At 72.1% G+C, this 24467-nt stretch carries 23 protein-coding genes; 12 read left to right on the top strand and 11 right to left on the bottom strand.

Annotated elements, in window-relative coordinates; translation table 11 throughout:
- The first annotated feature begins 40 nt into the window (after positions 1-40).
- Positions 41-376, top strand: a complete 336-nt coding sequence (locus AB4K12_RS14215; protein ID WP_189455966.1) for a WhiB family transcriptional regulator — start codon at positions 41-43, stop codon at positions 374-376.
- A 150-nt stretch (positions 377-526) separates the two neighbouring features.
- On the opposite strand, the gene AB4K12_RS14210 is transcribed toward AB4K12_RS14215, so the two are convergent.
- Positions 527-1996 (bottom strand): ArsA family ATPase, encoded by a 1470-nt coding sequence (locus AB4K12_RS14210; protein WP_368434571.1) that lies wholly within the window; start codon positions 1994-1996, stop codon positions 527-529.
- On the bottom strand, positions 1993-3006 hold the full coding sequence (locus tag AB4K12_RS14205; RefSeq protein WP_368434570.1) for an ArsA family ATPase: 1014 nt from the start codon (positions 3004-3006) through the stop codon (positions 1993-1995). The genes AB4K12_RS14210 and AB4K12_RS14205 overlap by 4 nt, the downstream gene beginning before the upstream one ends.
- A 71-nt stretch (positions 3007-3077) precedes the next feature.
- Here AB4K12_RS14205 and AB4K12_RS14200 point away from each other — a divergent pair, with 71 nt between their 5' ends.
- The 4 genes from AB4K12_RS14200 to AB4K12_RS14185 all read left to right on the top strand — a co-directional run bounded on the left by AB4K12_RS14200 (position 3078) and on the right by AB4K12_RS14185 (position 5630).
- Entirely contained in the window at positions 3078-3236 is a 159-nt protein-coding gene (locus tag AB4K12_RS14200) for a DUF4177 domain-containing protein (RefSeq protein ID WP_019992579.1), read from the top strand.
- Positions 3233-3697 (top strand): RidA family protein, encoded by a 465-nt coding sequence (locus AB4K12_RS14195; protein ID WP_086565965.1) that lies wholly within the window; start codon positions 3233-3235, stop codon positions 3695-3697. Before AB4K12_RS14200 ends, AB4K12_RS14195 begins: the two co-directional genes overlap by 4 nt.
- Before the next feature lie 107 nt (positions 3698-3804).
- Complete coding sequence (locus AB4K12_RS14190; protein WP_368434569.1) at positions 3805-4803, top strand: NUDIX hydrolase; 999 nt, start codon at positions 3805-3807, stop codon at positions 4801-4803.
- Entirely contained in the window at positions 4800-5630 is an 831-nt protein-coding gene (locus AB4K12_RS14185; RefSeq protein WP_368434568.1) for an MBL fold metallo-hydrolase, read from the top strand. The genes AB4K12_RS14190 and AB4K12_RS14185 overlap by 4 nt, the downstream gene beginning before the upstream one ends.
- A gap of 139 nt (positions 5631-5769) precedes the next feature.
- Here the strand turns inward: AB4K12_RS14185 and AB4K12_RS14180 are convergent, their stop codons facing one another.
- On the bottom strand, positions 5770-6444 hold the full coding sequence (locus AB4K12_RS14180; protein ID WP_004939715.1) for a Crp/Fnr family transcriptional regulator: 675 nt from the start codon (positions 6442-6444) through the stop codon (positions 5770-5772).
- 226 nt (positions 6445-6670) lie between these two features.
- Between AB4K12_RS14180 and nth the strand changes: the two genes are divergently transcribed.
- From nth to AB4K12_RS14165, 3 genes are all read left to right on the top strand, one after another.
- Positions 6671-7522, top strand: a complete 852-nt coding sequence (gene nth, locus AB4K12_RS14175) for an endonuclease III (protein WP_368434567.1) — start codon at positions 6671-6673, stop codon at positions 7520-7522.
- A gap of 110 nt (positions 7523-7632) precedes the next feature.
- Positions 7633-8361 (top strand): CoA pyrophosphatase, encoded by a 729-nt coding sequence (locus tag AB4K12_RS14170; protein WP_368434566.1) that lies wholly within the window; start codon positions 7633-7635, stop codon positions 8359-8361.
- Positions 8362-8410: 49 nt separating this feature from the next.
- The gene (locus AB4K12_RS14165; RefSeq protein ID WP_368434564.1) at positions 8411-9610 is read left to right on the top strand and encodes a MarP family serine protease; all 1200 of its coding nucleotides are present in this window, start codon (positions 8411-8413) and stop codon (positions 9608-9610) included.
- Positions 9611-9670: 60 nt separating this feature from the next.
- On the opposite strand, the gene AB4K12_RS14160 is transcribed toward AB4K12_RS14165, so the two are convergent.
- From AB4K12_RS14160 to AB4K12_RS14130, 7 genes are all read right to left on the bottom strand, one after another.
- Entirely contained in the window at positions 9671-9877 is a 207-nt protein-coding gene (locus AB4K12_RS14160; RefSeq protein WP_086565960.1) for a hypothetical protein, read from the bottom strand.
- Between the two features lie 196 nt (positions 9878-10073).
- A complete protein-coding gene (locus tag AB4K12_RS14155) occupies positions 10074-11081 on the bottom strand; it encodes an alpha/beta fold hydrolase (protein ID WP_086565959.1) in 1008 nt (335 codons plus the stop codon).
- The gene (locus AB4K12_RS14150; protein WP_368434563.1) at positions 11078-11536 is read right to left on the bottom strand and encodes a phage holin family protein; all 459 of its coding nucleotides are present in this window, start codon (positions 11534-11536) and stop codon (positions 11078-11080) included. Before AB4K12_RS14150 ends, AB4K12_RS14155 begins: the two co-directional genes overlap by 4 nt.
- 46 nt (positions 11537-11582) lie before the next feature.
- Positions 11583-12980 carry a Na+/H+ antiporter NhaA gene (gene nhaA / locus AB4K12_RS14145; protein ID WP_368434562.1) on the bottom strand — a complete coding sequence of 466 codons (1398 nt, stop codon included), beginning with the start codon at positions 12978-12980 and terminating at the stop codon, positions 11583-11585.
- A 209-nt stretch (positions 12981-13189) separates the two neighbouring features.
- Positions 13190-15157 (bottom strand): acetate--CoA ligase, encoded by a 1968-nt coding sequence (acs, locus tag AB4K12_RS14140; RefSeq protein WP_086565956.1) that lies wholly within the window; start codon positions 15155-15157, stop codon positions 13190-13192.
- Positions 15158-15354: 197 nt separating this feature from the next.
- Entirely contained in the window at positions 15355-17451 is a 2097-nt protein-coding gene (locus AB4K12_RS14135) for a carbonic anhydrase (protein WP_368434561.1), read from the bottom strand.
- Positions 17452-17636: 185 nt separating this feature from the next.
- The gene (locus AB4K12_RS14130; protein WP_368434560.1) at positions 17637-18629 is read right to left on the bottom strand and encodes an ATP-binding protein; all 993 of its coding nucleotides are present in this window, start codon (positions 18627-18629) and stop codon (positions 17637-17639) included.
- Between the two features lie 101 nt (positions 18630-18730).
- Between AB4K12_RS14130 and AB4K12_RS14125 the strand changes: the two genes are divergently transcribed.
- The gene (locus tag AB4K12_RS14125) at positions 18731-19552 is read left to right on the top strand and encodes an oxidoreductase (protein ID WP_368434558.1); all 822 of its coding nucleotides are present in this window, start codon (positions 18731-18733) and stop codon (positions 19550-19552) included.
- 279 nt (positions 19553-19831) lie between these two features.
- Here the strand turns inward: AB4K12_RS14125 and AB4K12_RS14120 are convergent, their stop codons facing one another.
- Complete coding sequence (locus tag AB4K12_RS14120; RefSeq protein WP_368434557.1) at positions 19832-20731, bottom strand: HAD family hydrolase; 900 nt, start codon at positions 20729-20731, stop codon at positions 19832-19834.
- Between the two features lie 487 nt (positions 20732-21218).
- Here AB4K12_RS14120 and ssd point away from each other — a divergent pair, with 487 nt between their 5' ends.
- The 3 genes from ssd to AB4K12_RS14105 are packed head-to-tail and all read left to right on the top strand — an operon-like array spanning position 21219 to position 24372.
- The gene (gene ssd, locus AB4K12_RS14115; protein WP_368434877.1) at positions 21219-22292 is read left to right on the top strand and encodes a septum site-determining protein Ssd; all 1074 of its coding nucleotides are present in this window, start codon (positions 21219-21221) and stop codon (positions 22290-22292) included.
- The gene (locus tag AB4K12_RS14110) at positions 22289-23446 is read left to right on the top strand and encodes a TadA family conjugal transfer-associated ATPase (protein ID WP_368434556.1); all 1158 of its coding nucleotides are present in this window, start codon (positions 22289-22291) and stop codon (positions 23444-23446) included. Before ssd ends, AB4K12_RS14110 begins: the two co-directional genes overlap by 4 nt.
- Complete coding sequence (locus AB4K12_RS14105; RefSeq protein WP_368434555.1) at positions 23443-24372, top strand: type II secretion system F family protein; 930 nt, start codon at positions 23443-23445, stop codon at positions 24370-24372. Before AB4K12_RS14110 ends, AB4K12_RS14105 begins: the two co-directional genes overlap by 4 nt.
- Positions 24373-24467: the final 95 nt, after the last annotated feature.

Below are 24467 nucleotides of genomic sequence, written 5' to 3'. Positions count from 1 at the left end.
GCCGTGGGGGAGCCTCGATTCGGGAGAGGACGGCGCCAGCATGGGCTGGGTAACCGACTGGAGTGCGCAGGCCGCCTGCCGCACGACCGATCCGGACGAACTTTTCGTTCAGGGCGCAGCACAGAACAGGGCCAAAGCGGTCTGCACCGGCTGCCCGGTGCGCACCGAGTGCCTCGCGGACGCTCTCGACAACCGCGTCGAGTTCGGCGTGTGGGGCGGCATGACCGAGCGTGAGCGCCGGGCGCTCCTGCGGCGCAGGCCGACGGTCACGTCCTGGCGCAGGCTCCTGGAGACCGCGCGGACGGAGTACGAGCGCGGTGCGGGCATCCTGCCGCTCGGCGAGCCGGAGTACGACGAGTACGCCGCGGTGGGCTAGCCGCGGGCCCCCAGGGCCCGCTGACGGCCGTCCACGCGGCGCGTGGACGCCGTGGACGCACCGGCCGGTGACCGGCGCGCCGTCAGTTCCCCTGCCAGGCCCCGGAGTCGTCGGGTCCGCCGTTGTGGGTCAGGCCGACGCCGTCGTGGGTCATACCGACGGAGACACCCTCGGTTCCGGGTTCGTCGCGTCGGCTTCTTCCGTGCGGCCGCGCTCTTCCGTACGGTCCTGCTCTTCCGTACGGTCGTGCCCTTCCGCGGGGCCGTGCGTTTCTTCGGCGCGGCCGTCCGCCTGTACGGCGAGACGGTCGCCGATCGCCCGCAGCCCGGCCAGGTCGTGCACATCGCCGGGCAGTGCGGCCACTTCCGCCACCGGGACCTCGGGGTGCAGGGCGGTGAAGCGATCGCGCGTGCGCTGCTCGCGCGCGAGCACACGCATGCGCTCGGCGTGCAGCCGCAGCAGCCCGGCGGCGAGCCGTGCGGAGGTTTCCGCCGATTCCGCTGTGGCGTCCGAGGCCGTCGCTCCTGAGGACGCGGGCTGGGGGAAGCCGCTCTCGGGAGAGGACGTGTCCGTGGGAGTGACGATGCCAGGGTCGTCAGCGGTACGTGAGCCAGCCTGCCCGCTGCCACGATCCACAATGCCGGAGCCGTCAAGATTTTCTGTGTATTCGGATGTTCCGCTCGTCAGCGCCTCCGCGGCCGCCAGCGCCCGCTCCGCCGTGAGCCGGGCCGCCCCGCTGCCGTGCACCCGGTTCAGTACGAGCCCGGCCAGGGGCATCCGCTCCGCCGCCAGCCGCTCCACGAAGTAGGCGGCCTCCCGCAGGGCGTCCCGCTCGGGCGCGGCGACGACCAGGAAGGCCGTACCCGGCGCCTGCAGCAGGCGGTAGGTGGCGTCGGCGCGGGTACGGAAGCCGCCGAACATGGTGTCCATCGCGGCGACGAAGGTCTGTACGTCACGCAGGAGCTGGGCCCCCATCAGTTTGTTCAACGGCCCGCTCATCACGGACATGCCGACGCCCAGGAACTTCATCCCGGCCCGTCCGCCGATCTTCGCCGGTGCCATCAGCACCTTGATGAACTTTCCGTCCAGGAAGGAGCCCAGCCGGACCGGGGCGTCCAGGAAGTCCAGCGCGGAGCGGCTCGGCGGGGTGTCCACGACGATCAGGTCCCACTCGTCGCGGGCGCGGAGCTGGCCGAGCTTCTCCATGGCCATGTACTCCTGCGTGCCGGCGAAGCCGGCCGACAGGGACTGGTAGAAGGGGTTCTCCAGGATCGCCCGGGCGCGCTCCTTGTCGGCGTGCGCCTCGACGATCTCGTCGAAGGTCCGCTTCATGTCGAGCATCATGGCGTGCAGCTCGCCACCGGCGGAGCCGTCGATGCCGGGCACCCGGCGGGGTACGTTGTCGAGCTCGTCGATGCCCATCGACTGCGCCAGGCGGCGCGCCGGGTCGATGGTCAGGACGACGACCTTCCGGCCGCGCTCCGCGGCCCGTACGCCCAGGGCCGCCGCGGTCGTGGTCTTGCCGACGCCGCCGGAGCCGCAGCACACCACGATGCGGGTCCGGGGATTGTCGAGGATCGGGTCTATGTCGAGCGGTTCCACAGCCTGATCGAGGGTCACGCGGACACTCCTTGCTCTGATCGCTCGGTGAACTGCTTCCGCAGTTCGCGGGCCATGCGGTAGAGCCCCGCGAGGTCCACGCCGTCGCCGAGCAGCCGCAGTTCGTACGTGGGCAGGCCGAAGCGGGCCACCTCGGCGCGCCCCTGGTGCTCGAGCGCGAGCCGCTCGGTGTGCTCGAGCGCCTGCTCCAGCAGGGGATCGACGAGCTGCTCAGCGAGGCCCGTGCGCCGTGCGCCGCCCGGGGTGGTGCGCTCCAGGGCGTGTGCCAGGGCGTGCACGACGTCCCCGCGCCGGCCGTTCCCGGCGGCTTCGACGGCCGCCTCGTCGAGTATCTCGGGTCGCACCATGTTGATGACGACCCCGCCGACGGGAAGCCCGGCGGCGCGCAGCTCGGCGATGCCGTCCGCCGTCTCCTGGACCGGCATCTCCTCCAGCAGCGTCACGAAGTGCACCGCCGTCTCCGGCGACTTGAGCACCCGCATGACGGCCTGCGCCTGATTGTGGATCGGCCCGATCCTGGCGAGCCCGGCCACCTCGTCGTTGACGTTGAGGAAGCGGGTGAGGCGCCCGGTGGGGGGCGCGTCCATGACGACGTAGTCGTAGGTGAAGCGACCCGTGCGGTCCTTCCTGCGCACCGCCTCGCACGCCTTGCCGGTCAGCAGGACGTCCCGCAGGCCGGGTGCGATGGTGGTCGCGAAGTCGATGGCGCCCAGCTTCTTCAGCGCCCGCCCGGCGCTGCCGAGCTTGTAGAACATCTGGAGGTAGTCCAGGAGCGCCCGTTCGGCGTCGATGGCGAGCGCGTACACCTCGCCGCCTCCCGGAGCGACGGCGATCTTCCGTTCCTCGTAGGGCAGCGCCTCGGTCTCGAAGAGCTGCGCGATGCCCTGCCGGCCTTCGACCTCGACCAGCAGAGCGCGTTTGCCCTCGGCGGCGAGGGCAAGCGCTAGGGCCGCGGCGACCGTGGTCTTGCCGGTACCGCCCTTGCCGCTGACGACATGGAGCCTGCTCATGATTTGGAGCCTAACCAGTCCCCGCGCGGCCTACGCACGAGGCTGTCGGTGGAAGGCATTACAGTCAGGCCATGACCAAGTGGGAATACGCGACCGTGCCGCTTCTGGTGCACGCGACCAAGCAGATTCTGGACACCTGGGGCGAGGACGGCTGGGAGCTCGTCCAGGTCGTCCCGGGGCCGAACAACCCCGAGCAGCTGGTGGCCTACCTCAAGCGGGAAAAGCCGTGAGTGCCGTCGAGACCAAGCTCGCCGGGCTCGGGCTGACGCTGCCGGAGGTCGTGCCGCCGCTGGCCGCCTACCAGCCGGCCGTGCGGAGCGGTTCGTACGTGTACACCGCGGGCCAGCTCCCCATGGTCAAGGGCTCCATCTCGGAGACCGGCAAGGTCGGCGCCGAGGTCAGCCCGGAGACGGCCAAGGAACTGGCCCGGATCTGCGCGCTCAACGCCCTGGCCGCCGTGAAGTCCGTCATCGGTGACCTGGACCGGATCGAGCGGGTCGTGAAGGTCGTGGGCTTCGTCGCCTCCGCCCCGGACTTCACCGGCCAGCCGGGCGTCCTCAACGGCGCCAGCGAGCTGCTGGGCGAGGTGCTGGGCGACAAGGGCGTGCACGCCCGCTCGGCCGTGGGCGTGGCGGTCCTGCCGCTGGACGCGCCCGTCGAGGTCGAGATCATGGTGGAAGTGCGGGACTGACCGCCCCTGCTCCTGGGCCGCCCGGACGTCGTCCGGAGGCGGCCCGGGGCGAGCGGTCGCGGCCCGGTGCTCTCGAACATCCGCGCGTGAGCGCATAGCATCCGGCCATGTCGACTGCGAACGGCCAGTGGTACCCGCCGGAGTGGCCGGACCGGATCAGAGCGCTCGCCCGCGGCGAGCTCCGGCCCGTGGCGCCCCGCCGCGCCGCCACCGTCCTTCTGCTGCGCGCCGCCCCGGGCGGCGTCGCCGTCCACATGCTGCGCAGACGCGCCTCCATGGCTTTCGGTGGGGGCGCGTACGCGTATCCGGGCGGTTCGGTGGACCCGCGCGACGAACGCGACGTCCCCTGGGCCGGCCCGCCGCGCACCGAGTGGGCCGCGCGGCTGGGCACCGACGCCGCGAGCGCCCAGGCCATCGTCTGCGCGGCCGTCCGCGAGACCTTCGAGGAGGCGGGCGTCCTGCTGGCCGGGCCGACCCCGGACACGGTCGTCGCCGACACCACGGGTGAGGAGTGGGAGGCCGACCGGGCCGCGCTCGTCAGCCGTGAGCTGTCGTTCGCCGACTTCCTCGACCGCCGCGGCCTGCTGCTGCGCAGCGACCTGCTGGGCGCCTGGGCCCGCTGGATCACCCCCGGGTTCGAGCCGCGCCGCTACGACACCTGGTTCTTCGTGGCCGCTCTCCCCGAGGGCCAGCGCACCCGCAACGCCTCCACGGAGGCCGACCGCACCGTGTGGGCCGCGCCCGCCGAGGCGGCCGCGGGGTACGACCGCGGCGAGCTGCTCATGATGCCGCCGACCATCTCCACGCTGCGCTCCCTCGTCCCGTACGCGACGGTCGGCGAGGTCCTGGCCGCTTCGGGTGAGCGGGATCTCACGCCCGTCCTCGCACAGGCCCGGCTCGTCGGGGAAGAGATCGTGCTGAGCTGGCCGGGGCACGAGGAGTTCACCAAGCACATCGCCTCGCGGGCGCCGGAAGCAGCAGCCGAGGAGTCGGAGTCGGCAGCCGTCGAAGAAGCAGCAGCCGAAGAAGCACCAGCCGAAGAATCCGAATCAGCAGCAGAAGAAGCAGACGCAAACTCCTCAGGACCCGCGGGAGCCGACGCATGACGAACACCACCGACCTGCCCGGGCAGCCGCGCCCGGGCGCCCCCGGCGGACCGGCGACCGCCCGCGCCACCTGCGTGCTCGCCCCCAACCCGTCCGCCATGTCGCTCGACGGCACCAACACCTGGATCCTCGCCGAGCCCGGATCCGACCTCGCGGTCGTCGTCGACCCCGGACCGCTGGACGAGGCCCACCTGGCCAACGTCGTCGCCACGGCCGAAGCGGCGGGCAGGCGTGTCGCCCTGACGCTCCTCACTCATGGCCACCCCGACCACTCCGACGGCGCCGCCCGCTTCGCCGAGCTGACGGGTACGCGCGTACGCGCGCTGGACCCCGCACTGCGGCTGGGCGGCGAGGGGCTCGGCGTCGGCGACGTGGTGACCACCGGCGGCCTGGAGCTGCACGTCATCGCCACGCCCGGCCACACCGCCGACTCCCTGTGCTTCCACCTGCCGGCCGAGGGCTCGCTGCTCACCGGCGACACGGTCCTCGGGCGCGGTACGACGGTCGTCGCCCACCCCGACGGCCGGCTCGGCGACTACCTCGACTCGCTGCGCCGACTGCGCGTGCTCGCGGTCGACGAGGGCGTGGAGGTGCTGCTGCCGGGCCACGGTCCGGTCCTGGACGACGCCAAGGGCGTCATCGAGTACTACCTCGCCCACCGCGCCAAGCGGCTGGCCCAGGTCGAGACGGCCGTCGAGAACGGCGACCGCACACCTGAGGACGTCGTGGCGGCCGTCTACGCGGACGTCGACCGGTCGCTGTGGCCGGCCGCCGAGCTGTCGGTGCGGGCCCAGCTGGACTACCTGGAGGAGCGCGGCCTGATCTGAGTCCGGGTCCGGGGCCGGGTCCCTGATCCGAATCGCGGTCCGGGCCGGAGCCCGAGCCCGAGTCCGGGCGGAAACGGCGAAGGGCCCCGCCGTGCGCCGTGGTGGCGCGTGGCGGGGCCCTTCGCGTGGGTCAGCCGGGTCAGCGCGAGCGCTTCGCGAGGCGCTCCACGTCGAGCAGGATCACGGCGCGGGCCTCCAGGCGGAGCCAGCCGCGGCCGGCGAAGTCGGCGAGCGCCTTGTTGACGGTCTCCCGGGAGGCGCCGACGAGCTGGGCCAGCTCCTCCTGGGTGAGGTCGTGCACCACGTGGATGCCCTCTTCGGACTGGACGCCGAAGCGGCGGGACAGGTCCAGCAGGGCCTTGGCGACACGGCCGGGCACGTCGGAGAAGACGAGGTCCGACATCGAGTCGTTGGTGCGGCGCAGCCGGCGGGCGACGGCGCGCAGCAGGGCGGTGGCCACCTCGGGGCGCGCGTTGAGCCAGGGCTGGAGGTCGCCGTGGCCCAGGCCGAGCAGCTTGACCTCGGTGAGCGCGGTGGCGGTGGCGGTGCGCGGCCCGGGGTCGAAGAGGGACAGCTCGCCGATGAGCTCGCCGGGGCCGAGGACCGCCAGCATGTTCTCGCGGCCGTCGGGGGAGGTGCGGTGGAGCTTCACCTTGCCCTCGGTCACCACGTAGAGGCGGTCGCCCGGGTCGCCTTCGTGGAACAGGGCGTCGCCCCTCGCGAGGGTGACCTCGCCCATGGAGGCGCGCAGCTCAGCGGCCTGCTCGTCATCGAGCGCCGCGAAAAGCGGGGCGCGCCGCAGAACGTCGTCCACGAGTTCTCTCCTTGTCGACATGCACAGAGGACCGTGGTCCCCATGATGCCCGTCGGTAAAACTGTGTGATCAAACACAAGTGTGGCGCATCGTCGCCCGGAGCCCTACGGCAGGGGTCCGATTGGGCTGTGGTTTTCCTGCGGTCGGGGCGGATGTCAGTGCTGGGCTTTAGTCTGGCCGGGTGTCCAATACGCCGGTGAGAGCAGAGGGCAAGGGGGCCGGGAGGGTGACGTCGACCGGTAATTCCGCTGTGGGCGAACGCGCCGAAACGAAGAGAGCAAAAGCGGCGAAAACGAAAAAATCCCCGGCGAAGTCCGAGTCGCGGACCGCCCTCGTCCGGCGCGCCCGCCGGATCAATCGCGAGCTCGCCGAGGTCTATCCGTACGCACATCCCGAGCTGGATTTCGACAATCCGTTCCAGCTCCTCGTCGCCACGGTCCTCTCCGCCCAGACCACGGACCTGAGGGTCAACCAGACCACCCCCGCCCTCTTCGCCGCCTACCCCACTCCCGAGGACATGGCGGCCGCCGACCCGGAGAAGCTGGAGCAGCTGATCCGGCCGACCGGCTTCTTCCGTGCCAAGGCGAAGTCCCTGATCGGCCTTTCCACCGCCCTGCGGGACCGCTTCGACGGCGAGGTGCCCGGCCGCCTGGCGGACCTGGTCACCCTTCCCGGAGTCGGCCGCAAGACCGCCAACGTCGTGCTGGGCAACGCGTTCGGCGTGCCGGGCATAACGGTCGACACGCACTTCGGCCGGCTGGTCCGGCGCTGGAAGTGGACCGAGGCGGAGGACGCGGAGAAGGTCGAGGCGGAGGTCTGCTCGCTCTTCCCGAAGAGCGAGTGGACGATGCTCTCGCACCGCGTGATCTTCCACGGCCGGCGCGTCTGCCACTCCCGCCGGCCCGCCTGCGGTGCCTGCCCGATCGCCCCGCTCTGCCCGTCCTACGGCGAGGGCGAGACGGACCCGGAGAAGGCGAAGAAGCTGCTCAAGTACGAGATGGGCGGTCGGCCGGGACAGCGGCTCAAGCCCCCGCCGGACTACCCGGGCCTGCCCGCTCGTCCTCTGGGAGCCGAGTGAGCGAGGGCACGCCGGACGACCGCACGCCGGAACACCGCACACCGCGGGACCGCACGCCGCAGGACCGTACGACAGCCGGGGAAGCCGCCGGGGAAGGCCAGGGGATACGGATGACGAGGACGTACGGCGGTCAGGCCGAGAGGGCGGAGAGGGCGGAGCAGGCCGGGGAGATCGTGATCTCCTCGGACGGGCTGCCCGAGTGGCTGGAGCCGGTCGCGCGGGCCGCGCGGACCATCGAGCCGCAGCAGCTCAGCCGCTTCCTGCCGCCGGAGTCGGGCGGCCGCCAGTCCGCCGTGCTCGTCCTCTTCGGCGAGGGCGACCTCGGCCCCGAGCTGCTGCTCCTCGAGCGGGCCGGCACGCTGCGCTCGCACGCCGGGCAGCCCTCCTTCCCCGGCGGCGCCCTCGATCCGGAGGACGGCGACCCGGAGGGTGACGGCCCGGTGCGGGCGGCGCTGCGCGAGGCCGAGGAGGAGACCGGGCTCGACCCGTCCGGCGTCCAGGTCTTCGGCGTGCTGCCCCGGCTCTACATCCCCGTGAGCGGCTTCGTGGTGACGCCGGTGCTCGGCTGGTGGCGCAAGCCCAGTCCGGTCGCGCCCGTCTCCGCGCAGGAGACGGCCCGGGTGTTCACCGTGCCCGTCACCGAGCTCACCGACCCGGCGAAGCGGGCGACGACCGTGCACCCCAGCGGCCAGCGGGGCGCCGCCTTCAAGGTGGGCCCGGCGCTGGTGTGGGGGTTCACCGCGGGGGTGATCGACCGCATCCTGCACTACTCGGGATGGGAGCGGCCCTGGGACCGCGAGCGGGAGGTCCCGCTGGACTGGCGCCCCCGACCGGCATGAGACGGTGGCCCCGCGAGGCCACGACGACTGCAATGCGAGGCATCTTTCGGTGAACGTGCTGGACATCGTGCTGATGATCGCCGCCGTGTGGTTCGCGGTCATCGGCTACCGCCAGGGCTTCGTCGTCGGCGTGCTCTCGGTCATCGGCTTTCTGGGCGGCGGCCTCGCCGCCGTCTACGCGCTGCCCGTGATCTGGGCCGCCACCACCGGCGACGCCGAGCCCGGCACGATCGCGGCCATCCTCGCCGTCGTCATCATCATCGTCTGCGCCTCCGTGGGCCAGGCCGCCACCACCCACCTCGGTAACAAGCTCCGCCGCCACATCACCTGGTCCCCGGCGCGCGCCCTCGACGCCACGGGCGGCGCGCTCGTCAACGTCGTCGCGATGCTGCTGGTGGCCTGGCTGATCGGCTCCGCGCTCGCCGGTACGACCCTGCCGACGCTGGGCCGGGAGGTGCGCGGCTCCAAGGTGCTGCTCGGCGTCGCCCGGGTGATTCCGTCGCAGGCCAACACCTGGTTCGCGGACTTCAGCACCGTCCTCGCGCAGAACGGCTTCCCGCAGGTCTTCGCGCCGTTCTCCACCGAGCCCATCACGTCGGTGCCCGCGCCCGACCCCGCGCTCGCGAACAGCCCCGTGTCCGTGGCCGCCCAGCGCAGCATCGTCAAGGTCGTCGGCAGCGCCCCCGGCTGCGGCAAGGTCCTGGAGGGCACCGGCTTCGTCTTCGCGCCCAACCGGGTGATGACCAACGCCCACGTCGTCGGCGGGGTGGACGAGCCGACCGTGCAGATCGGCGGCCAGGGGAAGCTCTACGACGCCAGGGTCGTCCTCTACGACTGGAGGCGCGACATCGCCGTGCTCGACGTGCCCGCCCTGGACGCGCCCGCCCTGCCGTTCGCGGGGTCCGACGCGCAGAGCGGCAAGAGCGCCATCGTCGCCGGCTTCCCCGAGAACGGCTCGTACGACGTGCGCGCCGCCCGCGTCCGCAGCCGGGTCCAGGCCAAGGGCCCGGACATCTACCACCGCGGCAACGTCCGCCGCGATGTGTACTCCCTCTACGCCACCGTGCGGCAGGGCAACTCCGGCGGCCCGCTCCTCACGCCGGACGGCGAGGTCTACGGCGTGGTCTTCGCCAAGTCCCTGGACGATCCCGACACGGGGTACGCCCTGACGGCCGACGAGGTGCGTGGGGATGCCCTCTACGGCCGTACCGCCACGACCCGGGCCGACACCCAGGGCTGCGCTCTCTGAGCCCGTCCCGGGGCGATCAGCGGCCTCACGCCGCCTGTGGCGGTCGTGACGGCCTCGGCGTCAGCGGCTGCGGGGATGCCGCAGCCGCGCCGACACCCATCGGGCGCGCCGGTGGATGATCCGCGGGATGCCGATCCGGGGGTCCGGCTCGGCCCCCGGACGGTGATCGCCCCGTCCCGGCGTATCCGTCACCGCCACGGCGGCGTCGGCATCGCCGCGCTCCTGAGTCACGTCGGTCACGTCACGGTAGTCGTGCGTCCAGCCCATACCAAAAGCTCTGCCCGGGCCCAAAGGTCGGTAATCGCCCGTGGGCCCGGCAATTGGCCTATGCGCGAGGCAATTGGCCGTTCGGTGAACGAACGTTCCTGTCCGTTCATCGGTACATCACCCGCGTGTAGGGCCATGCGGGGTCGTCCGGGGGTGCCTGACGTCCCTGACATGCCCGGCCGCCGCCCGGAACCGCCTACCGGTCGGGCTCGGGGTCCTTCAGCCAGCTGACCAGCTCCGCCGAGAAGGCGACGGGGTCCTCCTCGTGCGGGAAGTGCCCGAGGCCGTCGAAGAGCCGCCAGCGGTAGGGCGCCTCGACGTATTCGCCGGAGCCCGCGGCGCTGCGCGTGCGCATCACCGGATCGAGGGAGCCGTGCAGGTGCAGCGTCGGCACCCGCACCGGCCGCTTCATACGGCGGTTGAACTGCATGCCGTCCGGGCGGGCCATGGACCGCACCATCCAGCGGTACGGCTCGATGGAGCAGTGCGCCGTGGAGGGGATCGTCATCGCCCGTCGGTAGACGTCGACGGACTCGTCGTCCGGCAGCCTCGGGCCGGACCAGTCCCGGATCAGCCGCCCCACCAGCGCCGCGTCGTCCGCGACCAGCCGGCGTTCGGGCAGCCACGGCCGCTGGAAGCCCCAGATGTGGGAGCTCGCGGTGCTCTGCTTGACGTCGGCGAGCATGGCGGAGCGCCAGCGGCGCGGGTGCGGCATCGAGGACACCGCCAGCCGACGCACCAGCTTGGGCCGCATCACGGCGGCGGTCCAGGCGAGGTAGCCGCCCAGGTCGTGCCCGACCAGCGCGGCGTCCGGCTCGCCGAGGGAACGGATCACGCCCGTGATGTCGAGGGCGAGGTTGGCGGGGTCGTAGCCCCGGGGCGTACGGTCGCTGCCGCCCACCCCTCGCAGGTCCATCGCCACCGCCCGGAACCCGGCCTCCGCGAGCGCCGGCATCTGATGCCGCCACGTCCACCAGAACTGCGGAAAGCCGTGCAGCAGCAGCACCAGCGGCCCCTCGCCCATCTCGGCGATGTGGAACCTGGCCCCGTTCGCCGCGACCTCCCGGTGCGTCCAGGGGCCGTCCGGTCGTACGACCGCGGTGGGCGAGGTCCCCGACCCGCCCGGTGCGGGCGGCGCCGAGGGGACCTCGGGCCGGTCGGGGTCGGGGGACGCGGGCGCTGCGGAGGTATCGGGCACCGTCATACGGACGAGCGTGTCACAGATACGTCCGCCGGGCTGGTGTCGGTCAGGGGACGCGGGTGCGGCTTGACGGTGCCGAGCACCGCCGCCGTCTCCTTGGCCGAGGCGATGCTCTTCTCGGGCTTCTTGATCTTCTTGAACTTGGCCACGGCCATCAGCCCGAGCAGCGCCGCGAGCAGCAGGTAGGCGCCACCGACGATCAGGAACGACCAGGCGAGCCCGAGGCCGAGGTTGTGGATCCCGTATGCCGCCGCGAAGCTCAGCACCGGCAGGGAGAAGAGCGCCAGGACACCCGCGGCGGTGATGGCACCGCCGCCGATGCCCAGTCGGCGGGCGTCCTGTCGCAGCTCGGCCTTGGCCAGCGCGATCTCGTCGTGCACCAGCGCGGACAGCTCCGTGGTGGCCGCCGCCACCAGCTGGCCGAGGCTGCGGTTCGCGCCGTCGTCGGCTGCGCTCATCGGCTGCTCCCTCATCGTCATCAGCTCGGGCGTAAAGACTCTCAGATCATGCCGGACCGTCGCCCAGGGTGGTGCGCTCCGAGGCGACTTGTGCCAGTTTGCGGTGCGTGGCCGCCTTCGCCTCGTACAGGGCGGCCATGCGCAGGTGGAACTCGGGATTGTCCTGCTCGTAGATGTCCGGGATGCCGTCCTCGTCGTCGTCGCGGTCCTCTTCCGCGCACAGCTTCTTGTACTTGTTGTCGCGCAGTTTGAGGAGTACGGACGCGAGAATCGCCGCGATCAGGGAGCCCACGAGCACGGCGGCCTTGATCTCCGCGACCAGGAGCGCGTCGTCGCCGAACGCGAGCTCGCCGATCAGCAGGGACACCGTGAAGCCGATGCCGGCCAGCGAGGCGACGGCCAGGACGTCCGGCCACTTCAGGTCCGGGTTGAGCTCCGCCCTGGTGAAGCGGGCCGCCGCCCAGGTGCCGCCGAAGACCCCCACCGCCTTGCCCAGGACCAGGCCCAGGACGACGCCCAGCGTCTCCGGCCGGGTGAAGACGTCCGCCAGCACGCCGCCGGTGACGGCCACGCCCGCCGAGAGCAGTGCGAACAGCGGCACCGCCAGGCCCGCCGACAGGGGGCGCACGATGTGCTCGATGTGCTCGCCGGGGGAGTGCTCCTCGGCGTCGCGCCGGGTGCAGCGCAGCATGAGCCCCATGGCGACGCCCGCGATCGTCGCGTGGACGCCGCTGTTGTACATCAGGGCCCAGTTGACGAAGGCCAGCGGTATGTAGACGTACCAGCCGCGCACCCCCTTGCGCAGCAGCAGCCAGAAGACCACCAGGCCCAGCACGGCGAAGCCGAGGGCGGCGAAGTTCAGCCGCGAGGTGAAGAACACCGCGATGATCAGGATCGCGAAGAGGTCGTCGACGACCGCGAGGGTCAGCAGGAACGCGCGCAGCGCCGAGGGCAGGGCGGTGCCGATGACGGCGAGCACGCCGAGGGCGAAGGCGATGTCGGTGGCGGTGGGCACGGCCCAGCCGGCGAGCGAGCCGCCGCCGCTGGAGGCGACGGTGAAATAGACGAGGGCCGGGGCGGCCATGCCGCAGAGCGCGGCGACGACCGGGAGGATCGCGGCCTTGGGATCGCGCAGCTCACCGGCGACCAGCTCGCGCTTGAGCTCGATGCCGGCGACGAAGAAGAAGACGGCGAGCAGACCGTCGGCGGCCCAGTGCTGCAGGGAGAGGTCCAGGCCGATGGCGGCGGGTCCGACGTGGAAGGAGCGCACGGCCTCGTAGCTGTCGCGCAGGGGGGTGTTCGCCCAGATCAGCGCGGCGACGGCGGCGACGAGCAGCAGCACACCGCCGACGGTCTCGGTACGCAGCGCCTCCGCGAGGTGGTTCCGTTCGGGCAGCGGAAGCCTGCCGAGGAAGACGGAGCGGCGGTTCTTGGGCGCGGCCACGGTGGTGGACCTCCTGGGGTCGGCGTCGACTGAAACACGTGGGTACACGTGTGTTGTGTGCCGACCAGACTTCCCGGCGCGCCTTTGATTCTTGTCGCGATATTGACGCGGCAAGTACTTACTTTAGCCGGAATGGGTGAAGGGCACCCGGCGCGTTGCCGGGTGCCCTTCGTTCACGCGGGCCGTGGCGGCCGTGGTGACCGTGAAGGTCAGTCCTCGCTGGGGGCGGCGGGGAGCTTGGCCTGGATCAGGTCCATGACCGAGGAGTCGGTCAGCGTGGTCACGTCGCCGAGGGCGCGGTTTTCGGCCACATCGCGCAACAGGCGGCGCATGATCTTGCCGGAGCGGGTCTTGGGCAGCTCGGCGACCGGCAGGACCCGCTTGGGCTTGGCGATCGGGCCGAGCTGCTTGGCCACATGGGCGCGCAGCTCCTCGGTGAGGCCTTCGGCGTCGGCGTCCACGCCGCTGCGCAGGATGACGAACGCGCAGATCGCCTGGGTGGTCTGCGGGTCCGTCGCGCCGACGACCGCCGCCTCGGCCACCTTGGGGTGGGAGACGAGGGCGGACTCGACCTCGGTGGTGGAGATGTTGTGGCCGGAGACGAGCATGACGTCGTCCACGCGGCCGAGCAGCCAGATGTCGCCGTCCTCGTCCTTCTTGGCGCCGTCGCCGGCGAAGTAGGTGTTCTCGAAGCGGGACCAGTAGGTGTCGATGTAGCGCTGGTCGTCGCCCCAGATCGTGCGGAGCATGGACGGCCACGGCTCGGTCAGGACGAGGTAGCCGCCGGAGCCGTCGGGCACCTCCTCGCCGTGGTCGTCCACGACGGTGGCGGCGATGCCGGGCAGCGGCACCTGTGCCGAACCGGGCTTGGTCTCGGTCACCCCCGGCAGCGGGCTGATCATCATCGCCCCGGTCTCGGTCTGCCACCAGGTGTCGACCACGGGGGTGGCGTCGGCGCCGATGTGCTTGCGGTACCAGATCCAGGCCTCGGGGTTGATGGGCTCACCGACCGAGCCGAGGATGCGCAGGCTGGACAGGTCGAACTTGGCGGGGATGTCGTCGCCCCACTTCATGGCCGCGCGGATCGCGGTGGGAGCGGTGTAGAGGATCGTGACGCCGTACTTCTGCACGATCTCCCACCAACGGCCCTGGTGCGGGCTGTCGGGCGTGCCCTCGTAGAGCACCTGGGTGGCGGCGTTGCTCAGCGGTCCGTAGACGATGTACGAGTGGCCGGTCACCCAGCCGACGTCGGCGGTGCACCAGAAGACATCGGTCTCCGGCTTGAGGTCGAAGACGGCGTGGTGGGTGTACGAGGTCTGGGTGAGGTAGCCGCCGGTGGTGTGCAGGATGCCCTTCGGCTTACCCGTGGTGCCCGAGGTGTAGAGGATGAACAGCGGGTGCTCGGCGTCGAACGCCTCGGGGGTGTGCCGGTCGGACTGCCGCTCGACGAGGTCGTGCCACCACACGTCGCGGCCCTCGGTCCAGGCGATGTCCTCCTGGCCCGTGCGGCGGACGACGAGCACGCTGCGGACGTTCTCGGTGCCGGGGCGGGTGAGGGCCTCGTCGACGGCGGGCTTGAGCGCGGAGGCCTTGCCGCGGCGGTAGCCCCCGTCGGCGGTGATGACGACGCGGGCGTCGGCGTCGTGGACGCGGGTCGCCAGGGCGTCGGCGGAGAAGCCGCCGAAGACGAGTGAGTGAGGAGCGCCGATGCGGGCGCAGGCCAGCATCGAGATGACCGCTTCGGGGATCATCGGCAGGTAGATGGCGACCCGGTCGCCGGCCCGCACGCCCAGCTCGATCAGGGCGTTGGCGGCCTTGGAGACCTCGCTCTGGAGCTCGGCGTACGTGATCGAGCGGGTGTCGCCCGGCTCGCCCTCGAAGTGCAGGGCCACACGGTCGCCCAGGCCGTTCTCCACATGGCGGTCGACGCAGTTGTAGGCCACGTTCAGCTTGCCGTCGGCGAACCACTTCGCGAACGGCGGGTTCGACCAGTCGAGGGTCTCGGTGGGCTCGGTCTCCCAGCTCAGGCGGCGGGCCTGCGCGGCCCAGAAGCCCAGCCGATCCGCCGCCGCCTGCTCGTACGCCTCCGCGGTGACGTTGGCCCGGGCGGCCAGGCCCGCAGGCGGCGCGAAGCGGCGCTCCTCCTTCAGGAGGTTGGCCAGGCTTTCGTTGCTCACGACATCTCCCTTTCCCAGGGGGCTCGTTGCTCCCGGCCATAGCTCATCAGCCCGGGGCACACCCTGACAAGGGGTGTGGGTAAAAACTGGTTTAGACCTTTGCTCGGTGATCGCCCGAGGTCAGAGGGTGTGGTGCGCCCGGTGCTACGGGCGCACCGTGACGGGCGCGCGGGCGGGGGAGGGGGCGGGGGAGGGGATCACGCCGCGTCCAGGACTTCGGGCCGGACGGCGGTGAAGGTGCGGGAGCGCCGGTCGAGGACGTAGGCCTGCGCCTCCCCGACGTGGAAGTACATCCCATGCAGCTGAAGCGATCCTTCCGCCACCCGTCGGGCGACACAGGCATGGGCCATCAGGTGGTCGAGCTGTTGCATCACGTTGACGAGCGCCAGCCGCTCCACGTCGTCCGCCACCAGCCGCTCGGCCAGCGCCACCTCCCCGCGCCCCAGTCGTCCGATCCGCTGCATACGGGCCAGGCTCGGACGGCCGTGCCGCAGCCAGCGGGTGAGCGGGGTCTGGCCGCCCACCGGAAGCCCGTGCCCGGCAGGCGAGGCGGCGAGGTCCAGCAGCGCCTGCATCGCCCCGCATCCGGAGTGGCCGCAGACGGTGATGCTGCCCACCTTCAGCACCTCGACCGCGTACTCCACGGCCGCCGCCACCGAGTCGCAACTGGCGTCGCTGCCGGGCGGGGGCATCAGATTGCCGACGTTGCGCACGGTGAAGAGGTCTCCGGGGCCGCTGGAGGTGATCATGCTGGTCACCAGCCGGGAGTCGGCGCAGGTCAGAAAGAGCTGGCTGGGGCGCTGGCCCTCGCGGGCGAGCCGAGCCAGCTCGTCGCGGACGAGCGGGGCGGTGTTGCGCTGGAAGGCGCTCACCCCGCCGAGCAGTTGTCGCTCGCCACCGATCTCCGCCGTGTCCGTCTCGGCGTCGGCGGGACGGGTGCAGTCATGCTGGCGCCAAGGCGTCCAGGGGAGACACCTGTGGGCGTCGACGGCATCCGCCACCGCCTGTCCGTACCGGCTGCGAAAGCCTGCCCAGCGCAGCCTCAGGGCGAGAAGCGCGGTGACCGAGATGCCCACAATGACCCCCTGCAGAACGCCGAACAGCACCACGGCCCCCAACGTGGCCGCGTACACCGCGAAGTCGCCTTGCCGTCGCGCGTGCCGAAGGTGCGCGAAGCGCACCATCCGCACACCGACCGCCGTGATCAGAACCGCCAGGGCGACCGCCGGGATCCACGCGAACGCGGCGGTGAACAGGGCGGCGCACAGCAGCGCCCAGACGCCGTACAGAACCGTCGCCGCGCGGGAGCCCTCTTCTCCTCCCGCATCTCCTGCCGTCTTCTGTGCGCTCCCCGGCGGCCCGTCCTCGGCCGAGGACGGCGCCCGGTCCCGGCTCGCGTCCCCTGCCGGGCTCCCGTCCTCGGCGCTCGGCTGGGCGTGACGCCAAGGGTGAATCGCGCCGCCCGCCACCGGAAGCCCGCCCAGCAGCCCGGACACCACATTCGCCACGCCCTGTCCGGCGAAGGCCCGCGCCGAAAGGCCCGGCGTCTCCGCGCTCGCGACGAGCGCGACCATCACCACGGCGCCGAGGAGCCCCAGGGCCGGCTCGTCCGGCAGAGCGGGAAGCGCTGTCAGCGCCCAGGGGGAAGCGGTGACGCGGGCGACGTCGACAAGGAGACCCGTTGCCGTGGCGACGGCCAGGGCGGCGAACGCCGCGGGGACCGGCCGGGCCCAGCGAGCGGCCGGTGCGGGCAGCCGGGGCCAGGCGACCAGCACCGCCACGGTGGCCGCGCCCACCAGCAGCGTCGGCAGGTGCGCACGCATCATGTCGGCGGGCAGAGCCGCCAGATTCCCCAGGGCCGACTCGTTGGGTCGGCTGCCCAGCACCGCGGGCAGCCGTCCGAGCACGATCGTGACACCGGTCGCGGCGAGCAGGCCCCGCACGATAGGCGGACCGATCGCCGACAGAGCGCGCTCCATGAGCGAGGGGCGGGCCATTCGCACCGCGCCCAGGACGAGTTGGGCCGCGCCGGCGAGCACGGTGATCGCGCACATGGCCCGCCAGCCATGGCGCTGGACCAACTCGGCCGTCACCACGATCAGCCCCGTGGCCGCGCCGCTCGCGCGAAGCGACGCTCCCCCGAACGCCCCGGCCGCGAGGCCGCCCACCGCCACCGCGACCGGCCCCGCCCACAACGGTGCGCCGCAGGCGAGCGCGATTCCCAGGGAGAGGGGGACGGCGGCCAGAAAGAGGGAGACGGAGGCGGACACATCCCGCCGAGCGCGCGTGATCATTTCCCGTCCTCGTGTCGGCGATGGCGGGTGTTTCTCAACTCTCAGTAAACGAATCGTAATAGAGAGTAAAGAAATGACCGAGGGGCAGGCGGAAGCTTCCCTCTATTGGGTGACTATGTACTTTTATCTGTTTGGCCCGTTTCCGGCGTAGGTCGTGAAGCCGCCGGCCGCGGTGGTTCCGGGCGTCAGGCGGGCTGAGGGGCGGCCAGGAGCCGTTCGTCGAGCACGAAGGCGGGGTCCACCTGCGCCGCCAGGTCCGCGCCCGTCTTCGCGTTGCCCCAGCGCTCCGCGTTCTTGAGGTGGAAGTGCACCATCTGGCGGGTGTACCGCTGCCAGTCGCGCCGCTCGTACGACCGGTCCGCCGTGGCGCGCAGGGTCCCCAGAGCCTGCCGGTTGGCCTCCTCCAGGAGCTCGAAGCGGGGAGGGCGGCCCTTCTCCATGGCGCGTACCCAGTCGGAGTGGCCGAAGACCGTCAGCAGGTCGTCGCCCACCTCGGCGCGCAGGAAGTCGAGATCGTCGGGGCCCTGGACCTTGTTGCCGACGACCTTCAGCCCGACGCCGAAGTCCCGGGCGTACTCCTTGTACTGGCGGTAGACGGAGACGCCCTTACGGGTGGGCTCGGCGATCAGATAGGTCATGTCGAAGCGGGTGAACATGCCGGAGGCGAAGGAGTCGCTGCCCGCCGTCATGTCGACGACCACGTACTCGCCCGGGCCGTCGACGAGGTGGTTCAGGCACAGCTCGACCGCGCCGACCTTCGAGTGGTAGCAGGCGACGCCCAGGTCGGAGTCGTTGAACGGGCCGGTCACCATCAGTCGTACGGCCGCCTCGTCGTCCAGCCGTACCGTGCGGGCGCACGCCTCGTAGACCGGGTTGTCCTCGCGGAGGCGCAGCAGCCGGGAGCCCTCGCCGGGAGGCGTCGTCTTGATCATGGTGTCGGCCGAGGTGATGCGCGGGTTCGAGCCGCGCAGATAGTCCTTGATCAAGGGCAGCCGCGCCCCCATCGCGGGCAGGGCGGCGCTCTCCGCCTCGTCGAGCCCCAGCGCGGCGCCCAGATGCTGGTTGATGTCCGCGTCCACGGCGATGACCGGGACCTGCTCGGCGGCGAGGTGGCGGATGAACAAAGAGGACAGCGTGGTCTTGCCGCTGCCGCCCTTCCCTACGAAAGCGATCTTCATGTTCACCAAGAGTAGGTGCGGAGGTGCCCTGAGTGAGTGCGGTGAGTGAAGAGGACCACTCTTTCGAGGGGTGTCAGGGCGAAGTGCGTAGTGTCTTACCCATGAGTACGACAGCTGATCCGCTCGCCGTCCTGGGCTCGCTCCCGGGCGTCGCCGACTCCGTGGACTCCGTACGCAAGGCGGTCGACCGGGTGTACGGCCACCGGGTGATGCGTCGCCGCAGCAATGAGATCACCTCCGAGGCCGCCCTGCGGGGCGCGCGGGGCTCGGCCGCGCTGTCCGGCGCGGACTGGGCGCTCGAAGAGGTGCGTCGCCGCACCGACTTCGGCGGGGAGGGTGAGCCGCGCACGGTGGGCGCGGCGTTGCGACTGACCGCCGAGGCCGGCCAGTTGCTGAGCGTGTGGCGGCAGTCGCCGCTGAGGGTCCTGGCCCGGCTGCATCTCGTGGCCGCCGGGGGCGGCGGCCCGGACGACGCGATCGGCAGGCCGCGGCTGGCCGGTGAGACGGTCGACGAGCCGCTGCTCCGTTTGCCGCTGCCGGACGCCGACGAGATGTCGGGCCGGCTCGAGGGTCTGGCCGGCCTGCTGCTCGCGGGAAGCCAGGCGCCCGCGCTGGTGACGGCCGCCGTGGTGCACGGCGAGCTGCTCGCGCTGCGTCCGTTCGGCTCGTACAACGGCCTGGTCGCCCGGGCGGCCGAGCGGATCGTGCTGGTGGGCAGCGGGTTGGACCCGAAGTCGATCTGCCCGGCCGAGGTCGGGCACGCGGAGCTGGGGTCGCAGGCCTACATGGCGGCGCTGGAGGGCTATGCGTCCGGTACGCCCGACGGGTTGGCGGCCTGGATCGCGCACTGCGGCCGCGCCGTCGAGCTCGGTGTGCGGGAGAGCACGGCCGTCTGTGAGGCGCTCCAGCGCGGCGCGGCCTGATCGCACGTCCGGTGCCGGAAAGGCGCACGGGTGCGGACATGGGTTGCGGCGGTACCTGTACTGCTCTGGTACCGCCGCTGGCACGTCCGCCGGGTTACCATGCGTGCACGATATTTGCCCATCAGGTCGGGTACTTCGCCCGTCACCTGGTGCGGCTGGCCCGTAATCGACGGGTCGGCGTCGCGTGGGTGCCCGACTTTCATGCGCGGTCCGTGGGGCCTTGGTGCGTGAAGGGCGTCCTCCCGGATGTCCCTGGTCTCGCGGGCCGTTAAGTCCTTTCTACTCCTGTCTCGACAGAAGCGGAAGTCCAAGCCGCACTTCTTTGTTTTTGGGGGCAAAACCAACCAAGGCGGGTGCGGGCGCGCGTCGGCGGCTGGCGAACCAGACCAGGCCCGCCGTCGCGGCTGCCGCACCGACCGCGGCGGCTGCCACCAGCGCGGGGCGCGAGGGCATCGACAGCGAGGACACGCGCTGTTTGAGCCGCACGGGTCGACTGAAGGAAAGAATCGGCCAGTCGCGGGCTACGGCCTCGCGGCGCAGCCCACGGTCCGGATTGACGGCGTGCGGATGACCCACCGATTCCAGCATCGGGATGTCGGTCACCGAATCGCTGTAGGCGTAGCAGCGCGCCAGGTCGTATCCCTCCGAGGCGGCGAGCTCCCTGATGGCCTCCGCTTTGGTGGGGCCATAGGCGTAGTACTCGACCTCCCCGGTGAAAACGCCCTCCTTTACGACCATTCGGGTGGCGACCACCCGGTCCGCGCCCAGCAGGGCGCCGATCGGCTCCACGACCTCCGCGCCGGAGGTGCTGACGATCACCACGTCGCGCCCGGCGGTGTGGTGCTCTTCGATGAGGGACGCGGCCTCGTCGTAAATGATCGGGTCGATGAGCTGGTGGAGGGTCTCGGCGACGATCTCGCGGACCTGCTGGACATTCCAGCCGCGGCAGAGCGCCGACAGATACTCGCGCATCCGCTCCATCTGGTCGTGATCGGCGCCGCCGGCCAGGAAGACGAACTGCGCATAGGCGGTGCGCAACACGGCGCGCCTGTTGATCAGGCCGCCTTGGTAGAAGGACTTGCTGAAGGTGAGCGTGCTCGACTTCGCAATGACTGTCTTGTCCAGATCAAAGAACGCGGCAGTCCGAGGCAAGGAGTGGTTTTCCACGTCGCCGAGCATAGGCGCCCTCCATTCGGCGTAAGCTGAGGCGTGTGGGTTTGCCTGAGAAGGCTCTCGGGTACACCATGGAAGTCACGGATCGTTCGCGACCGTGTCTAACCCGGTCCGACTCCTCCCCCCCCGAGTCGGCCGTGGGGACGACCCCCGCTCTCCCCCCCGGCGGGGGTCGTCGCATGTCCGGATGCGTTTTCGCCATCGCCATCGGGCCCTCCCCCTCTCCGTACGCCTCGACGGGCGCGACCGACGCTTCCTTCATACCTGTTACGCAGGGTAATCAACAGGCTGCTCTCCGGAAGTCACCGGTATAGGTGAGCGGGATATTCACATCCGTTGAGTTGTCCACAGTTTTTGACCAAGATCCACACGATTTCCCAGTTCGCTGCACGGTGATTCCCCGCGTGTTCCGCGATGCCCGCGGATGCGAGAGCGCGTAGTGAGAGGGGAGGAGACCGTGACCGGATCCAACACATCCGATTGTCCGGCCGCCATGGACCTGCGCCAGGGCAGGCCGCTGATCGTCACGGCGGACGAGGAGCTGCTCGACGATCTGCTGCGGCTGTGCGCGGCGGCGGGGGCCGTGCCCGAGGTCGCCCACGGGGCGCCCCCGCGCACGGGCGGTTGGGAGAACGCCCCGCTGATCCTGGTGGGCGACGACTGCTCGACGGGGCTGGGCGGCGTCGCCCGCAGGGAAGGCGTCGTGCTCGTCGGTACGGACCTCGACGACTCCGGCGTCTGGCGGCGGGCCGTCGGCATCGGCGCCCAGAACGTCGCGCTGCTGCCCGACGGCGAGAGCTGGCTGGTCGACCGCATCGCCGACGCGGTCGAGGGCGTGGGGCGCCCCGCGCTCACGGTCGGCGTGATCGGCGGCCGGGGCGGCGCCGGGGCGAGCACGCTGGCCTGCGCCCTGGCCGTCGGAGCCGCCCGCGCCGGCCGGCGGACCATGCTGATCGACGGCGATCCGCTGGGAGGCGGCCTCGACGTCCTGCTCGGCGGGGAGCGAGCCGAAGGGCTGCGCTGGCCCGCCTTCGCCGACTCGCGCGGCCGGGTGGCCGCCCGGGCGCTGGAAGAGGCCCTGCCCGAGCTGCACTCCCTGCGCGTCCTCAGCTGGGACCGCGGCGACTGCGCGGCCGTCCCGCCCGACGCGATGCGGGCCGTCCTGGCCGCCGCGCGCCGGCGCGGAGGAGTGGTGGTCGTGGATCTGCCGCGCAGGCTGGACGACACGGCGCTGGAGGCCCTCGGGCAGCTCGACATGGGCCTGCTGGTGGTGCCCGCCGAGCTGCGGGCCGTCGCGGCGGCACACCGGGTGGCCTCCGTGCTGCGGATGATCCTGGGCGACCTCCGCGCGGTGGTGCGCGGACCGTTCGGATCCGGGCTGCCGGGCGAGGAGATCGCACGCCTCCTGAGCCTGCCGTTGGCCGGTGAACTGCCCCCGGAGCCAGGCCTCGCGGACGCGCTGAACGCCGGCCGGCCACCCGGCAGCGCCGAGCGCGGCCCGCTGGCCCGCTTCAGCGCCGAATTCTGGGCGCAGGCACTCACCGAGGGCGGAGGGATGCCGGTATGAGCGGCGCGTTGCTGGAGGCGGTGCGCCTGCGACTGGCCGAGAGTGGCGCCGAGCCGACGCCCGCACGGGTCGCGGAGGCGCTGCGTTCCGAAGGGCGGCTGATGGGGGACGCCGAAGTGCTCGGCGTGGCCGCCCGGTTGCGCTCGGAGCTGGTCGGCACCGGACCGCTGGAGCCCCTGCTCGCCGAGCCCGACGTCACCGATGTGCTGGTCACCGCCCCCGACCAGGTGTGGGTGGACCGCGGGTCGGGCCTGGAGCGCACCCAGGTGTCCTTCCCCGACCCGGCGGCGGTGCGCAGGCTGGCCCAGCGGCTCGCCTCGATCGCCGGACGCAGGCTGGACGACGCCCGGCCCTGGGTGGACGCCCGGCTCCCCGACGGCACGCGCCTGCACGCCGTGCTGCCGCCGGTGGCCGTGGGATCCACCTGCCTCTCGCTGCGGGTCGTACGCCCCAGGGCCTTCGCGCTGGAGGAGCTGGTGGCCGCGGGGACGGTGCCGGCCGGCGGGGAGCGGCTGCTGCGAGCCGTGCTCGAGGCCCGTCTGTCATTCCTCATCAGCGGCGGTACGGGCTCGGGCAAGACCACACTGCTGTCCAGCCTGCTGGGACTGGTCGCGCCGGACGAGCGGATCGTGCTCGCCGAGGACTCCGCCGAGCTGCGCCCCGACCACCCGCACGTGGTGCGGCTGGAGACCCGGCCCGCGAACCAGGAGGGCACCGGCCTGGTCACCCTGCGGGACCTGGTCCGCCAGGCCCTGCGCATGCGCCCCGACCGGCTCGTGGTCGGGGAGGTGCGCGGCCCCGAGGTGACCGATCTGCTGGCGGCGCTCAACACCGGTCACGAGGGCGGCTGCGGCACGGTGCACGCCAACGCGGCCTCGGACGTCCCGGCCCGGCTGGAAGCGCTGGGATCGACGGCCGGGCTGGACCGGGCCGCGCTGCACAGCCAGTTGGCGGCCGCCTTGTCGGTGGTGATCCACCTCGTACGCGATCACGGCGGCCGGCGGCGGGTCGCGGAAGTGCACGTACTGGACCGCGACCGTGCGGGGTTCGTGACGACGGTCCCCGCCGCCGTCCGAAGCGCGGGCGGCTTCGAGCAGGCGCCCGGGTGGGGCCGGCTGGCGGCGCTGTGCCGACGCGGAAGGGGCGGGCCATGACCGGCGAGGTGCGCATGTCCGCCGCCATGACGGCGTCGCAGGCGATGCCGTGGAGCGGCGTGGCATTGCTGCTGTGCGGGGCGGTGATCGTGGGGCTGGGGGCCCGCCCGGGAGCGGAGTTGCGCCGGGCCAGGCTGCTGTTGGCCGGGGGAGAGACGGCCGTCGGGAGCGGAGCGTGGGCGCCGGTGCCACCACGGGTCGCCGAATGGGGCGCCCGGCTGCGGCGGATGGCCCGGGACAGGCGCGAGTGGGCCTGCCTCCCGGTCGGCTGCGCGGTCGGATTCCTGGGCGATTCCCCGCTGCCGCCCATGGCGGCGGCGCTGGCCGTGCCACTGGTACGGCGGCTGCTTGCCGCGCGGCTACGGGACCGGGAGCGCGAGCGGCGTGAGACGGCCGTCATCGAGATGTGCGGCACCGTCGCGGGCGAGCTGCGAGCGGGGCGGCAACCGGGCGAGGCGGTCGCGGGGTTGACCGGACGGGACCTGGGCCCGGGCTGGTCGGCGGTGCCGGCGGCCGCGAGGTTCGGGGGAGACGTGCCGAAAGCGCTGCGGCGAGCAGGGCTGCAGGAAGGCGCGGAGGGGCTCAACGGAGTGGCCGCGTGCTGGCGGGTCGCGGTCGACGGCGGAGCGGGGCTCGCCGCCGGACTGGAGCGGGTCGCGGCAGCCCTTGGGGCAGAGCGCGACCAGCGGGACGAATTACGGGCGCAGTTGGCCGGCACGCGGTCGACGGCCGTGATGCTCGCCCTGCTGCCGGTGCTGGCCCTGCTGATGGGCAGTGCGCTGGGGGCTGAGCCGCTGCGGGTGCTGCTGCACACCCCGGGCGGACTGGGCTGTCTGGCTCTCGGCGGGCTGCTCGAGTGCGCGGGAATCGCTTGGACGCGGCGGATCGTACGAGCGGCCGAAGGCCCGGGAAGGGGGCGGAAGTGAGTTCGGAAGTTGTCCACAGCCTGTGGGCAGTGGTTCTGGTGGTCATGTCGGCGTCGGCCGTGACGGTGCTGGGGAAGGGGGCCCGCGGCAGGAGA

It is taken from the genome of Streptomyces sp. C36, assembly GCF_040932295.1.
GTDB classification, from domain to species: Bacteria; Actinomycetota; Actinomycetes; order Streptomycetales; family Streptomycetaceae; genus Streptomyces; species Streptomyces triculaminicus.
This window is presented reverse-complemented; position numbering and strand designations above follow the sequence as displayed.